This window comes from Dyella ginsengisoli, from assembly GCF_044904665.1.
Lineage (GTDB): Bacteria > Pseudomonadota > Gammaproteobacteria > Xanthomonadales > Rhodanobacteraceae > Dyella_A > Dyella_A ginsengisoli.
Map to the genome: position 1 here is coordinate 320,451 of NZ_JADIKM010000002.1, position 15,455 is coordinate 335,905.

Here is a 15,455-nt window from a genome sequence, read left to right on the forward strand (position 1 = left end):
AAATGCCGCGTTCGCTGACGGGAGTGCTTTAGATGGCGCAGTTGCAGGGCCAGGATCATCTGGACGTTCCGGAAAACACCATCGTCCCGGAGAAAATCCGCGCCGGCATCGCGCTGCAGATCAACGGCGAGGGCTACCGCCACACCGGCGATCCCGACATGCCTCTGCTGTGGTACCTGCGCGACGTGCTGCAGCTCACCGGCACCAAGTACGCCGATGCGAAAGGCCTGGGCGGCGCCGACCTGGTGCTTATCGACGGCAAGGCGACGTCCGCCATCACCGTGCCGATGGGCAAGCTGGCCGGCCGCCAGGTGACCACGGTAGAGGGCCTGGCCGGCGCCGACGGCGCCCTGCATCCACTGCAGCAGGCCTTTATCGACGAGGACGCGATCGGCTGCGGCTACTGCACCGCCGGCTGGCTGATCGCCGGCGTCGACCTGCTGCGCCGCCACCCGCATCCAAGCGATGCCGACATCGACACCCTGCCCAACCTGTGCCGCTGCGGCTGCCAGAGCCGCGTGCGCAAGGCACTCCAGCGCGCCGGTACCGCCAAGGGAGCGCAGGCATGAGCGGCCGCATCGAGCTCTCGCGCCGCCGCTTCTTGCAGGTGCTGGCCGGCGCCACCGGCGCGCTGGTGGTGGGCATTCCGCTGGTCGACGCCGCCGACGCACCGGTGCCCGCCGGCTGGCTGGGCGACACGCTTTACGGACTTGGCGCCTACGTGCGCATCAACGCCGACGGCAGCGTGCTGATCGGCGCGCGCGACCCGGAAACCGGCACCGGCGCGGCCACCGCGCTGGCGCGCATCATTGCCGACGAACTCGATGCCGACTGGTCCAGCGTGAAGGTGATCGGGCTGGGGCCGGCCACCGAGGACGCCAACGGCAAGCCCCGCTTCGTCTACGGCCACCAGCTCGGCGGCACCGGCAGCTCGGTGCCGGCGGCGTGGAACGACCTGCGCCAGGCTGGCGCCCTGGCCCGCTGGCTGCTCGCCCAGGCCGCCGCGCGCCAGCTCGGCGTGCCGGCCGACCAGCTGCGCTGCGAGGCCGGCCGCGTGATCAGCCGCGACGGCCGCCGCCTGGACTACGGCAGCCTCGCCCAGGCCGCCGCGCGGATCGATCCGCCCAAGGCCCCCGTCGCACTGAAGACGCCCGACCGCTACACGCTGATCGGCCAACCCGCGGGCGACGCCGACGCGCTGGCGCTGGTCACCGGCGCCGCGCGCTTCGCCATCGACCACGCGCCCGGCGATGCGGTGGTTGCGGTGCTGCTGCACTGCCCGTGGCCCGACGGCAGCCTGGACCGCATCGACACCAGCAAGGCGCTCGCCGTGAAGGGCGTGCTGAAGGTGCTGCAACTGGCGCCGGAAGCGGGCCAGTCGGTCGGCGCCACGCCGCGCTCCGCTGCCGTGGCAGTGGTGGCGGAAACCACCTGGGCGGCCCTGCAGGGCCGCGCCGCGCTGGATGTGAAGTGGAAACCGGGCGCCGCCGGCAGCGAATCCACCGCCGCGCTCGAACAGCAGGCGCTCGCACTGCTGGCGGCCGCCGACGCCGCGCCGACCACGCGCGTACGCGACGACGGCGACGTCATCGCCGCCGGCAAGAAGGCCGCCCGCCGCATCGAGGCCACCTACGTGCAGCCGTGGCTGGCGCACGCCACCGCCGAGCCGATGAACTGCACGGTGCGGCTGGAGAAGGACCGCGCCGAACTCGTCATCCCCACCCAGGCGCCGCAGGACGCCTGGACCGTGGTGCAGCGCCTCACCGGCCTCACCGCCGCGCAGATCGACATCCGCGTGCCGCGCGTGGGCGGCGGCTACGGTCGCCGGCTCGACCACGACTTCGTCGCCGAAGCGGTGATGCTGGCGAAGATGCTCGACAAACCCGTGCGTCTGCTGTGGACGCGCGAGGACGACCTCACCCACGACTTCTACCGCTCCGGCAGCGTGCACACGATGCAGGCGGTGATCGATCGCAAGCGCAAGGTGACTGCCTGGAACCAGCGCATCGCCAGCGCGCCCGCGCTGGTCGGCCGCGGCGTGCCGGACGATCGCCTGTGGATGTCCGAGGCCAGCGCCGGCCAGCTGCCGGGCGGGCTGGTGCCCAACTTCCGCAGCGACTGGTATGCCCTGCAGTCCGCCACGCCGCGAGGCCCGATGCGCGGCATGCCCGACGTCGCCAACGCGTTTGCGGTGGAGAGCTTCATCGACGAGATCGCGCACGTGATGCGCGAGAACCCGCTGGACACCCGCCTGCGCCTGCTTGGCGAAGCGCGCCAGCTGCCGCTGCCCAACGGCGGCGCGCTCGACACCGGTCGCCTCGCCAACGTGCTCAAGCTCGCCGCCGAACGCATCGGCTGGGGCGACTGGCTGCACACCGTCAACGGCCTGGGCATCGCCAGCTGGCATCTCGGCGGTGCCTACGTGGCCCACGCGGTCGAGGCCTCCATGAAAGGTGAGCAGCTGACCATCGAGCGCGTCGTCTGCGTCGCCGACGTCGGCCGCGTGATCAACCCCAAGGGCCTGGAAGGCCAGCTCGCCGGCGCCACGCTGGACGCGCTCTCGCAGGCGCTCAACCTCGCCATCACGGTGAAGGACGGCCAGGTGCAGCAGCACGACTGGAAGGCCTACCCGCTGGCCACGATGGCGCAGCTGCCGAACACGGTCGAGGTGATCGTGGTGGCCGACGACGACCGCCCGCCCACCGGCGCCAGCTTCCTCGCCATGCCCACCGCTGCGCCGGCGCTGGCCAACGCGGTGTTCCGCGCCACGGCGGTGCGCGTGCGCCGGCTGCCACTGATGAAGGAACTGCTGCGCCTGCTGTGATTCACGCCGTCCTGCCCCGGACCAGGTCCGGGGCAGACTCGGCCGCGAAGCGCGCGTGGAGAGCGGCCAGGCACGGCCACGGCGAGGCGCGCGGAAGTCGGAGGACAGCGGGCCGGCCGTTAGCCGCACCCGCGCGGTGCGGTCCGCCCACGCTCGCCTGATCCACTGCGCCGCATCCCGACCGCGCTGCCGTCCGTACCTTGGGGCCATGCCCCAAACCGCTCTCATCTGGCTCAAGCGCGACCTGCGCACGGACGACCACGCCCCACTCGCCGCGGCGGCGCAGTTCGACGCGGCCGCCGCCGTGTACGTGATCGAGCCGGCGTGGCTAGCCAGCGCCGAGTGCGACAGCCAGCACGTCGCCTTCGCGCTGGAGGGTCTGGGCGAACTGCGCCGCACGCTGGCCGCACGCGGCCTGCCACTGCTGGTGCGGGTGGGCGAGGTGCGTGCCGTGTTCGACGCGCTGCGCGCAGCGTTTGCGTTCACCCATCTGCTCAGCCACGAGGAAACCGGCCCGGGCTGGAGCTTCGAGCGCGACCGCGCCGTCGCCGCCTGGTGTCGCGAACGCGGTGTGCGATGGCAGGAATGGGCGCAGACCGGCGTGGTGCGACGCCTGCGCACGCGCGACGGCTGGGCACGCCGCTGGCAGGCGCGGATGGGCGCCGTGCCGGTCGACATGCCGGCCCGCTGGCGCGGCGCCGCCGCGCTGGTGAACGACGACGTGCCGGACCTGCGCGCACTGGGCCTTCCCGCCCACGGCAGGACGCTGCAGCGCTCCGGCGAAGCGGCCGCGCAGGCCACGCTGACGAGCTTCCTCGACCACCGCTATCTGAAGGCGATCTCCAGCCCGCTCAGCGCCGAAACCGGCGGCAGCCGGCTGAGTCCCTACCTCGCCTTCGGCATGCTCTCGCTGCGTCGGGTGCATCACGCCACCGAGGCGGCGATCGCGCGCAGCGACGATGCGTTCGTGCGCCGCGCACTGCGCGGCTTCGCGGGTCGGCTGCGCTGGCACTGCCACTTCATGCAGAAGCTGGAGACGCAGCCGTCCATGGAGTTCCGCAACCTCGCGCGCAGCGCGGACGGGCTGCGCGAGGGCGCGTTCGACCGCGCCCGCCTCGAGGCGTGGTGCGCCGGGCAGACCGGCTATCCGATGGTCGACGCCTGCATGCGCGCGATGCTGGTGAGCTTCGCCGCCTACCACCTGTGGCTGCACTGGCGCGAGCCGGGGCTGTTCCTGGGGCGCCAGTTCCTCGACTTCGAGGCCGGCATCCACTGGAGCCAGATGCAGATGCAGAGCGGCACCACCGGCATCAACACGCTGCGCGTGTACTCGCCGACCAAGCAGGCGCGCGAGCAGGACCCGGACGGCGTGTTCATCCGCCGCTGGGTACCGGAGCTCGCGCGCGTGCCGCTGCCGCTGCTGGCCGAGCCGTGGCGCATGGCGCCCTCGCAGCAGCGCAGCGCTGGCTGCGTGCTGGGCAGCGACTACCCGCTGCCGGTGGTCGACGAGCGCCTGGCCGTGGCCGAGGCGAAACGGCGCCTGTACGCGATCCGGCGCGAGCCGCAGGCGCGCGACGAGGCGCAGGCGATCCAGGCCCGGCACGGTTCGCGCCGCAGCGGCCTGCCGCCCACCACCCGGCGTCGACGCGGTTCCGGCGACGCCGCTCCCTCCCCGCAAGCCGACCTGTTCGCATGAGCACGCCTTTCTTTCCCGCCTCACGCGAAGCCGCGCTCGCCCGGCTCGCCGCCGTGCGCCCGGCCGACTACGCGCGCAGCCGCAATGCGATCGAGGGCGCGGTGACGCGGCTGTCGCCCTACCTCAGCCACGGCGTGCTGACCCTGCCCGACGTGCACGCCGACATTGCCGCACGCTTCGCGCTGGCTCCGCAGCACAAGCTGGTCTACGAGTTCGGCTGGCGCGAGTATTTCCACCACGTGTGGCGCCACCGCGGCGACGCCATCTTCGCTTCGCTGCACGACGGCCCGCTGCCGGAGACGGCCTACGCGCGCGAGCTGCCGCCGGACCTCCGCGAAGGCCGCACCGGCGTGCCGGCGGTCGACCGCGCGGTGGCCGAGCTGTACGCCACCGGTTACCTGCACAACCACGGGCGCATGTGGCTGGCCAGCTACGTGGTGCACCTGCGCAAGGTGCACTGGCGTGCGGGCGCCGACTGGCTCTACGGCCACCTGCTCGACGGCGACCTGGCCAGCAATCACCTCAGCTGGCAGTGGGTGGCCGGCACCGGCAGCCACAAGCCGTATCTGTTCAATGCCGAGAATGTGGCCAGGTACGCGCCGCGCGACTGGCACAGCCCCGGCACGGTGGTCGACCGCAGCTACGAGGCGTTGGACCGCATGGCGCGGCATCCCGATGCCGCCGCTGCCGCGGGCATCCGCCTGACCGATCCCGCGCTGGACGAACCGCCGCTGCTGCACGCGCCGCCCGCGCACGCTGGCTACGCCGCACCCGATGCACGGGCTGTCGCCGGCCGCGACGTGTGGCTGATTCACCCCTGGGCGCTGCGCGCGCCGCCGGCCGATCTGCCCGAAGGCACGGTGACGGTGGCCATCGCCGTGGCCGAATGGCACGCGCGCTGGCCGTGGTCACCGGGGCGCTGGGCGTTTGTGGCCGGGCTGCAGGACTCGCTTGCGGCGCACTGCTGGTACGGCGACGTGGCGTCGCTGCACGTGGCGCTGGCCGGCGCGCGCAGCGTGCATGGCGTGGACGATCCGCACCTGGGTAGCGAACTACGCCAGCTTCGCGCCGACGGCGCGCTGCGCCCCACCCCGCGCCTGTTCGCGCCGGTGGAGCGCGCCTGCGCCAGCTTCTCGCAGTGGTGGCACCGCACTCGGCTCGACGCCTGAGGCGAGGCAGCGTCACAGGGTGAGCACATTACATTGCACACAATTCAATTGCTTGAAACATGACTAGCCAGCCCCATCCCTGAGCGAGCACCGACGCGGTGCCGTCCGGTTTCCCGGTCGCTGCGCCCGCACCCTCCGAACCATCCCCCAAAAGGAGTTTCCATGACCGATCACGCCGCTTCGGCCGACGTCGACGTCCTGTTCCAGCCGATCACCGTGGGCGAGCTGAAGCTGCCCAATCGCATCGTGATGGCCCCGCTCACCCGCAACCGCGCGGGCGAGGGCAACACCGTGGGCGACCTGCAGGCCACCTACTACAGCCAGCGCGCCAGCGCCGGGCTGATCATCGCCGAGGCTACCCAGGTGGTGCCGGAAGGCCAGGGCTACATCGCCACCCCGGGCATCCATTCGCCCGGGCAGATAAAGAGCTGGAAGGAAGTGACCGACGCCGTGCACGCCGCCGGCGGGCGCATCGTGCTGCAGCTGTGGCACGTGGGCCGCATCTCGCATACCTCGCTGCAGCCCGGCGGCAAGGCGCCGGTGGCGCCGTCGGCGATCCGTGCCGAGGCCAAGGTGTTCACCGCGGAGGGCTTCAGCGACGTCTCCATGCCGCGTGCGCTGGAACTCGACGAAATTCCCGCGCTGGTCGACAGCTACCGCCAGGCCGCGCGCCACGCCATCGAGGCCGGCTTCGACGGGGTCGAGGTGCACGCCGCCAACGGCTACCTGATCGACCAGTTCCTGCGCGACAAGTCCAACCAGCGCACCGACGCCTACGGCGGCAGCATCGAGAACCGCACCCGGCTGCTGTTTGAAGTGTGCGAGGCGGTGGCGAAGGAAATCGGGGCCGGCCGCACCGGCGTGCGGCTGTCGCCGCTGACCTCGTTCGGCGACATCGCCGACAGCGATCCGCAGGCGCTGTTCAATCGCGCGGTGGAACGTCTGGCCACACTTGATCTCGCCTTCATCCACGTGATCGAGGGCGAGACCGGAGGCGACCGCGCGCCGCAGCCGTTCGACTACGCCGCCATGCGCAAGCCGTTCAGGGGCGCGTGGATCGTCAACAACGGCTACGACCGCGCCATGGCGATCGACGCGGTGGCCAGCGGCAAGGCCGACCTGGTGGCGTTTGGCCGTCCGTTCATCAGCAATCCCGACCTGTCGCACCGGCTGCGCCAGAACGCGCCGCTGAACGCGCTGGACGCCGACACGCTGTACGGCGGCGGCGCCAAGGGCTACACCGACTACCCGGCGCTGGCCTGACCCACCGCGCGGCGCGGGCGGGCCATCCGATGGCTTGTCCGCGCCGCGCGCGTGCTGCACCCTCGCGCCATGAGCCGCTCCCTTTCCAAACCTCCCACCTCTACCCCGCCCGACGACGACGCCTCGCCGCTGTGCCTCAAGCGCCAGCTGTGCTTCGCGCTGTACGCAGCCAGCAACCGGGTCACCCGGCTGGCGCGGCCCGCGCTCGATGCGCTCGGCCTCACCTATTCGCAATACCTGGTGCTGCTGGTGCTGTGGGAACACGCGCCGTGCACCGTGGGCGAGATCGGCCAGGCGCTGATGCTCGACTCCGGCACGCTCACGCCACTGCTCAAGCGGATGGAAGCCAACGGCCTGCTCACCCGCACGCGCGACCCGGCCGACGAGCGCTGCGTGCGCATCGCGCTGTCGCCGCAGGGACGCGCGCTCAAGCGTCGCGCCGGCCAGATCCCCGCCGGCATGCGTTGCCAGATCGCCCTGCCCGCGGGCGACATCGAATCGCTGCGCGAACAGCTGCACGCCCTGCTGCGGGCGATCGAGCCGCCGGCGGACGAGCGCTGACCGCCGTGCTCGACACCACCGCGATCAACCGGCGCATGACCCGCTTCGACGACCACGACACCGTGTGGCTGTTCGGCTACGGCTCGCTGATCTACAAGACCGATTTCGCCTTTCTGGAGCGCCGGCCGGCCCGTTTGCGCGGCTGGACGCGCCGCTTCTGGCAGGGCTCGCACGACCATCGCGGCACGCCCGATGCGCCCGGCCGCGTGGTCACCCTGGTGCCGCGCGAGAGCGCCATCTGCGCCGGCGTGGCCTACCGCATCACGCCCGCCATCTTCGCCCCGCTCGACCACCGCGAGAAGAACGGCTACCTGCGCCTCGCCACCGCACTCACGCTGGACGACGGCCGCGACGTGGAAGGCGTGGTCTACATCGCCACCGCCGACAACGCGGCTTTCCTCGGCCCCGCGAGCAAGCAGGCCATCGCCCGGCAGATCGCCGCCTCGCACGGCCCCAGCGGACCCAACCGCGACTACCTGCTGCACCTGGCCGACGCCCTGCGCGAACTCGGCGCCGACGACCCGCACGTGTTCGCGATCGAGCGCGAACTGCTTGCACTGGTGCAGCGCACGCTGGCTTGAGACAGACCCGCGGCATCGCGCATCTTCCGGAGAAAGGCGTCGCGGCTGAAGCCGCTCCCACAGATACCGCAGCCTTTCGGGATGTCGGGAGGAGGCTCTGCCCGGACCACTCGCGATGCGCTGGCGCCTGCCGAAACTGTGGGAGGGGCTTCAGCCCCGACAGCCAGCCACTGCGATGCGCACGAATCCCAGGGGAAACCTCACGCGCCCATGCGCCGCGCGTATCGACGCCCCCTCACTGGAACTGGTCGCTCGCCGGCACCCACGAGCTGGACGCGCGGGCCGGAGCGATCGGCGGCTTCGGCGGCGCGTTCGCGGCGCTGGCGCAGCCGGGCGGCAGCGGGCCACCGGCGACGCGGGCGTTGGCGCATTGCACGGTGTTGTCCAGCAGGATCGGCACCGCCGGCTTCGGCACGCTGGCCGCCGGTGCGGGCGGTGGCGGCGCGAGCGGGGCCGACGGCAGGTTGAGCCGCTGGTAGAGCTCCGGCTCCACCGCCTTGGCAATGGGGTCGGGGTTGTGGCAGCCGAACAGCGCCATCGGGAACAGCGGCATCGCCCCGCATTCGATGCGCACGCCGCGCGGCAGGTGGAAGGTGTGCTTCACCGTGGTCTTTTCCACCGCGTGGCGCAGCGCGGTGTCGATCGAGCTCTCCCCTTCGGGCGCCCAATCCTGCTCGAAGCGGGTGGGCTTGTAGCCGAGGTTGGGGGCGCGGTGCTCCATGATCTGCACGTCGCCGTGCGGCTTGAGCTGGATGTAGTCGCCGGGCTGCCCGCTGCTGGCGCCGGTGGCTGCGTTGCCCGCGGTGCTGCCGGCATGCTCCCTGCCAGTGCCCTGCCCCGGCGCGGGCAAGACGAGGCTGCCGTCCTTGCCGATCACCGGCGCGGACTGCTCTTTGCCGGTGGGCGAGCCGGGCGTGGCGTTGTCGCTGCCCTGCGGCGTGGCGTCGGGCGCGGTGCTGACGTCACGCTCGCCCGCGGCAGCGCTGGGCTGATCGGCGGCGCGCGCTTCGGCGGCATCCGGCGCGCTGGCGGGCGCCTGGTTCGCTGCGCTTTTTTCAGTGGCCGGCGCCGCGCTGGCCGCCTGCGCCGTCGCGGGCTCAGCGGGCGTCGGCGCCACGGCGGCAGGCGCCCGGGCGATCGCCGGACGCGCCACCGCGATCGCCGCCACCGGCGGCGCGGGCACGTCCAACTTCGGCGCTGCTGGCGCCGGTGCGCGCGGCTGTTCGATCAGGCTTGGCGCCAGCGGCGCGACCGGCACGGCCTCCAGCTGCGGCTCGGCGGCGGCCACGGTTATTGCGGGCGCCTGCACCTGCGGCCGCTCGGTGGCGACGACGATCGGCGCGGGCGCGCTGATCTGCGGCTGCAGGTTGACCTGGGGCGCGGCCTGCGCGGGCAATGGCACCGGCTGCAGATCGGGGACCGGCGGCGCGGCAGCCGCCGCCACTTGCGGGCGCGCCAGCACCACGCTGGTCGGCGCCACGGCTGGCGGCACACGCGTGTCCAGCGCCACGGTCGGCGGCGCGAGTGTCGGCACCGCCTGTGCGGGCAACTCGGGCATCGCCAGCGAGGCCGGTGGCGGGATCGGGCGGTTGCCTTCGAGCTGCGGCTTGCGCGGCGGCTCGGGCTGGAACGCCGGCGGCACGGGCTTGGCTGCAGGCGGCGTATCCAGCGTGATGGTCGGTGGCTCGGCGGCCAGCGGCACCGGGGCGAGATCCGGCGTGGGTGCGGGCGTGGGCAGGCTCAGCGGCGGGGGCGGCGCGGCCACGGCCTGCTGCGCCACCGGCACGCTGGTGCGCTTGGCCACGTCGATCACCGGCGGCTGCAACGTGGGCACCGGGATCGGTTCGGCGGCGGGCACGGCGGGAAGCTCGGGCGTGGTCGCGTCGGTCCGGGCCGTGCGCACGGCCACGCGCGCAGCGCCGCCGCGGTGCACCGGACCGCGCTCTTTCGGCGGCGTGCCGCGCACCGGAGGCGGGGGCGGCGGCTCTTCCTTCTTCTTCTCGATCAGGCGCACCTGCAGCGCGTCGCCGGGGTGCTCCGGTGGCGGGGGCGGCACGTAGGCGGGACCGAGCACCGCGCCGACCAGCACGGCGAAGTGCAGCAGCAGGCTGCCGATCAGCGCCACCGCGCGCAGCCAGCGGTCGCGCGGCTTTTGCCGCGTGCCGCGCCGGTAGACACGCGCCCGCTCGGCCGCCTCGCGGGGCGATTCCAGCATCACGACGGGGTGGCGGACCGGGCGGTCCGAAGGCGGCAGCGGCATGCGGGCGAGTGTAACGGCGTGCGCCGTCCAACGATGCCGCGGCGGCGGCGATTCAGCGCTTGCCGTCCGGCAGCGCGTTCTTTGGCAGCGCGTCCTTCGCCTGCGCGCGCCGGACGGTGTCGGCCGGGCACCACGTGGGCAGGCGTTTGCCGGCGCGGAACAGCGCGATGCACTGACGCACTTCCTCGTCGACCGCGCGGGCCGGCGTGTCCACCGGGCAGCCGTAGGGCAGCGGCCCTTCGCTGCGCCACGCCGCAATGCAGGTTTGCAGCGAAGGCGGCACGGGCGGATGCGGATCCTTCGCCAGCGGCGCGGCCGGCGCCATGCTCAGGCGCTCGTCGCCGTCGTTGGGCGGCGGTGGTGCGGGCGGATCGGAGCAACCGCCGAGCAGGCTGCACTTGAGGTGCACGCCGCGCGGCAGGTTCACCGCATGCTGCTTGAACAGCGGCGCCACCACCTTGCGCAGCCCGGCCTGGGCCGCGTTCTCGCCCGGCGGCGGAAAATACTGTTCGAAGCGCGTGGCCTTGTACGGCAGCGGCGAGGTGTGATCCATCACCTGCATGTCGCCGGTCGGCTTGCGCTGCACGTAGCCCGGCACCGGCGCGGCCGTGCTGGCGGATACGGCGGGCAACTGCGCCACGCCGTTGCGATCGAACAGCTGCGGCGCGGGCGACACGCTGCTGGACGCCGCGGGCGCCGGCCCGGGCACCTCGACGCGCATCGCGTCCGGCCGCGGCGGCTCGCGCACCGGCTTCGGCCGCGGCGGCGGACGCGGCAGCGCGGGCGGCGGAGCGACGCGGGTCGCGGCCAACTCGGCACGCGGAATGAAGCGCACCTGCAACACCGGCTCGCTCGACGTCGCGGCGCTGGTCGCGAACGCGCGCGGCGGACCCGGCTGCGTCTCGCGCCACAGCACCACCGCGAAGAACGCATGCAGGACCACCACCAGCATCCAGGCCAGCAGGCGCGACCGGCGTTCGACACGCGAAGGCCGACGATCACGCAGCGTGCGTAGCAGCTCGCGCGTGGCGGGATCCAGCGGCACCAGCCCGGGCGCGGGCGTCCAGCGATGCGGGTCGAGCGGCGGCGTGCGTTCGATGATCGGCCTCGGCGGGGTTGGCGGGGAATGCGGACTCGCCAGCATGCGAGCCCGTCGCAAACGCCGCGTGAATCGCGCGTTGCACAGACCGTGGGCGCCGCGCGGGGTTCCCGCTGCCAGCCGCAGTGCAGCTTGACCGCGTGCGGGGATGGGAGAACCCTCTGCGCGCGGCCTTCGCCGCCTCTCCGCCATGACCGCCCCGACGCCCACGCGCCGCGGACAGCCATGACGGCCCGCCAACGTCTGCCGCGCCACGCGGCCTCGTGCGGCGCCGTTCATGCCGGCACGGGACCCGCGCTTGCGCCAGGGAGGGTTCTGTCATGTCCGTATCGAGGAGCACCCCGCTCGCCAACCACGTTCGCCGGTCGCCGCGCCGCGCGCGGTGGGCCGGCTTCCGTACCGCTCGCGTGCTGAAGCATCGGAGGTCGTCATGAACGCCCACGGCCATCGCACGGAGCAGATCCGCAACATCGCCCTGGCCGGGCACGCCGGCAGCGGCAAGACCACGTTGCTCGAGGCGCTGCTGTTTGCCGGCGGCGCGATCCAGGCCACCGGCTCGGTGGAGCGCGGCAACACGTTCTCCGACACCGATGCGCAGGAGAAGGCGCGCGGGCATTCGATCGACAGCTGCCTGGCCGCGGTGACGCGCGGCGACTGCCGCATCCAGCTGATCGACACCCCCGGCTACGCCGACTTCCGCGGACCGGCGCTGGCCGCACTGGCGGCGGTGGACACGGTGGCGGTGGTGGTGAACGCGGCCAACGGCATCGAGCACGGCACCCGGCGCATGGTGGAGCACGCGCGCCAACGCGGCCTGGCCTGCGTGCTGGTGATCAACCGCATCGACAGCGAAGGCGCACGGCTGCCCGCGCTGGTAGACGAACTGCGCGAGGCGTTCGGCCCCGAGTGCCTGCCGGTGAACCTGCCGGCCGACGGCGGCGCGCGCGTGCTCGACGCGTTCTTCCACCGCGAGGGTGTCACCGACTTCTCCTCGCTGACCGAGGCGCACCAGCGCATCCTCGACCAGGTGGTGGAGATCAACGAGACGGTGATGGGCGCGTATCTCGATACCGGCGAGGAAGCGATCACGCCGGCGCAGTTGCACGATGCGTTCGAGCAGTGCCTGCGCGAAGGGCATCTGCTGCCGATCTGCTTCGTCAGTGCGCGCACCGGCGCCGGCGCAGCCGAGCTGCTGGAACTGGCCGAGCGGCTGCTGCCGCATCCGGGTGAGGCGAATCCGCCGCCGTTCCTCGATGCGCGCCACCAGCCGGTGGAGGTGCGCGCCGATCCGGCGCGCCACGTGGTCGCCGACGTGTTCAAGATCGTCAACGATCCGTTCGTGGGCAAGCTCGGCATCTTCCGCGTGTGGCAGGGCACGGTGCGCCGCGACAGCCAGCTGTTCGTCGACGATGGCCGCAAGCCGTTCAAGGTCGGCCACCTGCTGCGCATCGAGGGCAATCGCCACGTGGAGATCGAGCAGGCGGTGCCGGGCGACATCGCCGCGATGGCGAAAGTGGACGACATCCACTTCGACGCCGTGCTGCACGACTCGCACGACGAAGACCGCATCCAGCTCGCACCGATGGCGTTTCCGCAACCGATGGCCGGGCTGGCGCTGGAGCCCAAGCACAAGGGCCAGGAGCAGAAGCTGGCGCAGGCGCTGGCGCGGCTGGCCGAGGAAGATCCCTGCCTGCGCGTGGAGCACCGGCGCGAGCTCAACGAAACGGTGCTGCGCGGCCTGTCCGAACTGCACCTGGCGATCACCCTCGAACGCATGCGCGAGCGCTACGGCGTGGAGGTGCTCAGCCATCCGCCGCGCATCGCCTACCGCGAGACGATCGCCGCAACGGCCGAAGGCCACCATCGGCACAAGAAGCAGACCGGCGGCGCCGGCCAGTTCGGCGAAGTGCTGCTGAAGGTGGAGCCGCTGGCGCGGGGCGACGGCTTCGAGTTCGTCGACGCGGTGAAGGGCGGCGCGATCCCCGGCCAGTTCCTGCCGGCGATCGAGAAGGGCGTGCGCCAGGCGATGGACCACGGCGCGCTGGCCGGCTTCCCGCTGCAGGACGTGCGCGTGACGGTGCTGGACGGCAAGCATCACGCGGTCGACTCCAAGGAAGTCGCCTTCATCAGCGCCGGCCGCAAGGCCTTCCTCGACGCGGTGGGCAAGGCGCGGCCGATCGTGCTCGAACCGATCGTGGACGTGGAGGTGGCGATTCCCGAGCAGCACGTGGGCGACATCACCGGCGGCCTGGCGGGCAAGCGAGCGCGCATCCTCGGCACCGACCTGCAGCGTGGCGGCGAGCTGCTGATCCGCGCGCAGGCGCCGCTGGCCGAGCTGGGCGACTACGCCACCGAGCTGCGCGCGGTCACCGGCGGGCGCGGCCGCTACAGCATGGAGCTGAGCCACTACGAACCGGTGCCGCCGCCGGTGCAGAAGCAGCTGAGCGAATCGTGGAAGCCGCATCCGGACGAGGACTGAGGCGCGCCAGCGCCATGAAACTGCCGCGGCTTCGGCGTAGAGTGCGTCGAGGCCGCCATGCGGGCGCGACGCAACCGTCGCGCGGGGGATGCATGCCGGACGGCCCGCGAAAGCAGCGCTGCACGTGGAACGATCTCGTTCGTCCAACGCCTTTACTCAAGGAACGGCAGGCATCGCCATGATCAAACGTCTTCTGCTCGGGTTCGTCGCACTCCTCGTCCTCGCCGTCATCGGCCTGTTCGCGCTGGCGTGGCGCCGCACGATCGATCCCATCGCGCCACCGCAGGCCAACAGCTTCGCCACCGACCTGGTCTCGCGCGGCGAAATGCTCGCCGGTGCCGGCTACTGCGCCAGCTGCCACACCGCCCGCGCCGACCAGCCCTATGCCGGTGGCTACGCCATGGCGACGCCATTCGGCACGCTCTACTCCAGCAACATCACGCCCGATCCGGACACCGGTATCGGCCGCTGGTCGGAAGCCGCTTTCGTGCGCGCCATGCGCAAGGGCGTGGCGCGCGACGGCTCGCATCTGTTCCCGGCCTTCCCCTACCAGCACTTCAATCTCGTCACCGACGAAGACCTGCATGCGCTCTACGCCTTCCTGATGACGCGCGCGCCGGTGAAGGCGGCCACGCCGGCGCCGGACATCCCGTTCCCGCTCAACGTGCGCGCGCTGCAGGCGGGCTGGAAGCTGCTGTTCTTCCGCGATCGCGCGTTCGCGCCGGACGGCAGCAAGGGCGCCGAGTGGGATCGCGGCGCGTATCTCGCCGAAGGCCTCTCGCACTGCTCGGCCTGCCACAGCCCGCGCAACCAGCTCGGCGCGGAAAAGATGGGCGACCAGCGCTACGCCGGCGCCGTGGTCGACCACTGGTACGCGCCCGCGCTCACCGCCGCCAATCCCGCGCCGCTGGCTTGGACCACGGCGGAGATCGAAACCTACCTGCGTCAGGGCGGCACCGCGCTGCACGGCGTGGCGGCCGGCTCGATGTCGCAGGTGATCCACCAGGGCCTTTCCCGATTGCCGGACAGCGACATCCACGCGATCGCGGTGTATGTCGCCGATCGCATGGGCGGCGATGCCAAGCGCACCGGCAACGACGCCGCGCTGGCCCAGGCGATGACGCGCGCCGGTGTGCCGGTGAACGCGGACATCGATCCGGGCGCGCACCTGTACGCAGCCGCCTGCGCCTCGTGCCACTACAACCGCGGCCCGATGCCGGCGGCGGTGCGGCCCGAGCTGGGCCTCAACAGCGCGCTGACCAGCCCCGATCCGTCGACGCTGATCCAGGTGATCCTGCACGGCATGGGCACCGACGAAGGCCTGCCCGGCCTGGCCATGCCCGCCTACGCGCACGCGCTGAACGATCAGGAGATCGCCCAGCTCGCCGCCTGGCTGCGCCGCACGCAGACCGACGAGCCGCCGTGGACCGATCTTCCGAGCAAAGTCTCTGCGCTGCGCACGCCGGACGGCGGCGCCAGCGGCCAGCACTGAATCCCTTCCACGCACTATCCAGCGGAGCCTC

The 15,455-nt window shown here is 72.4% G+C and carries 11 protein-coding genes; 9 read left to right on the forward strand and 2 right to left on the reverse strand.

The annotated features are described in order from the left end of the window. Positions 1–32: 32 nt before the first annotated feature. From ISP17_RS08400 to ISP17_RS08430, 7 genes are all read left to right on the forward strand, one after another. Positions 33–569: a (2Fe-2S)-binding protein gene (locus tag ISP17_RS08400; protein WP_404632021.1), complete on the forward strand. Its 537-nt coding sequence runs from the start codon at positions 33–35 to the stop codon at positions 567–569. After that, on the forward strand, positions 566–2,824 hold the full coding sequence (locus tag ISP17_RS08405) for a xanthine dehydrogenase family protein molybdopterin-binding subunit (RefSeq protein WP_404632023.1): 2,259 nt from the start codon (positions 566–568) through the stop codon (positions 2,822–2,824). Before ISP17_RS08400 ends, ISP17_RS08405 begins: the two co-directional genes overlap by 4 nt. A 208-nt stretch (positions 2,825–3,032) precedes the next feature. Next, positions 3,033–4,520: a cryptochrome/deoxyribodipyrimidine photo-lyase family protein gene (locus tag ISP17_RS08410; protein WP_404632025.1), complete on the forward strand. Its 1,488-nt coding sequence runs from the start codon at positions 3,033–3,035 to the stop codon at positions 4,518–4,520. After that, complete coding sequence (locus ISP17_RS08415) at positions 4,517–5,689, forward strand: FAD-binding domain-containing protein (RefSeq protein WP_404632027.1); 1,173 nt, start codon at positions 4,517–4,519, stop codon at positions 5,687–5,689. The genes ISP17_RS08410 and ISP17_RS08415 overlap by 4 nt, the downstream gene beginning before the upstream one ends. A gap of 162 nt (positions 5,690–5,851) precedes the next feature. Continuing rightward, positions 5,852–6,952 carry an alkene reductase gene (locus ISP17_RS08420; RefSeq protein ID WP_404632029.1) on the forward strand — a complete coding sequence of 367 codons (1,101 nt, stop codon included), beginning with the start codon at positions 5,852–5,854 and terminating at the stop codon, positions 6,950–6,952. Between the two features lie 69 nt (positions 6,953–7,021). After that, entirely contained in the window at positions 7,022–7,513 is a 492-nt protein-coding gene (locus ISP17_RS08425; RefSeq protein WP_404632031.1) for a MarR family winged helix-turn-helix transcriptional regulator, read from the forward strand. Positions 7,514–7,518: 5 nt separating this feature from the next. Next, the gene (locus ISP17_RS08430; RefSeq protein ID WP_404632033.1) at positions 7,519–8,094 is read left to right on the forward strand and encodes a gamma-glutamylcyclotransferase; all 576 of its coding nucleotides are present in this window, start codon (positions 7,519–7,521) and stop codon (positions 8,092–8,094) included. A 235-nt stretch (positions 8,095–8,329) separates the two neighbouring features. Here the strand turns inward: ISP17_RS08430 and ISP17_RS08435 are convergent, their stop codons facing one another. Both ISP17_RS08435 and ISP17_RS08440 read right to left on the reverse strand, forming a co-directional pair. Further along, complete coding sequence (locus ISP17_RS08435) at positions 8,330–10,309, reverse strand: hypothetical protein (protein WP_404632035.1); 1,980 nt, start codon at positions 10,307–10,309, stop codon at positions 8,330–8,332. Between the two features lie 97 nt (positions 10,310–10,406). After that, the gene (locus ISP17_RS08440) at positions 10,407–11,498 is read right to left on the reverse strand and encodes a hypothetical protein (protein ID WP_404632037.1); all 1,092 of its coding nucleotides are present in this window, start codon (positions 11,496–11,498) and stop codon (positions 10,407–10,409) included. A 385-nt stretch (positions 11,499–11,883) separates the two neighbouring features. Here ISP17_RS08440 and fusA point away from each other — a divergent pair, with 385 nt between their 5' ends. After that, on the forward strand, positions 11,884–13,932 hold the full coding sequence (gene fusA, locus ISP17_RS08445; RefSeq protein WP_404632039.1) for an elongation factor G: 2,049 nt from the start codon (positions 11,884–11,886) through the stop codon (positions 13,930–13,932). A gap of 178 nt (positions 13,933–14,110) precedes the next feature. Continuing rightward, complete coding sequence (locus ISP17_RS08450; RefSeq protein WP_404632041.1) at positions 14,111–15,424, forward strand: c-type cytochrome; 1,314 nt, start codon at positions 14,111–14,113, stop codon at positions 15,422–15,424. Positions 15,425–15,455 lie beyond the last annotated feature (31 nt).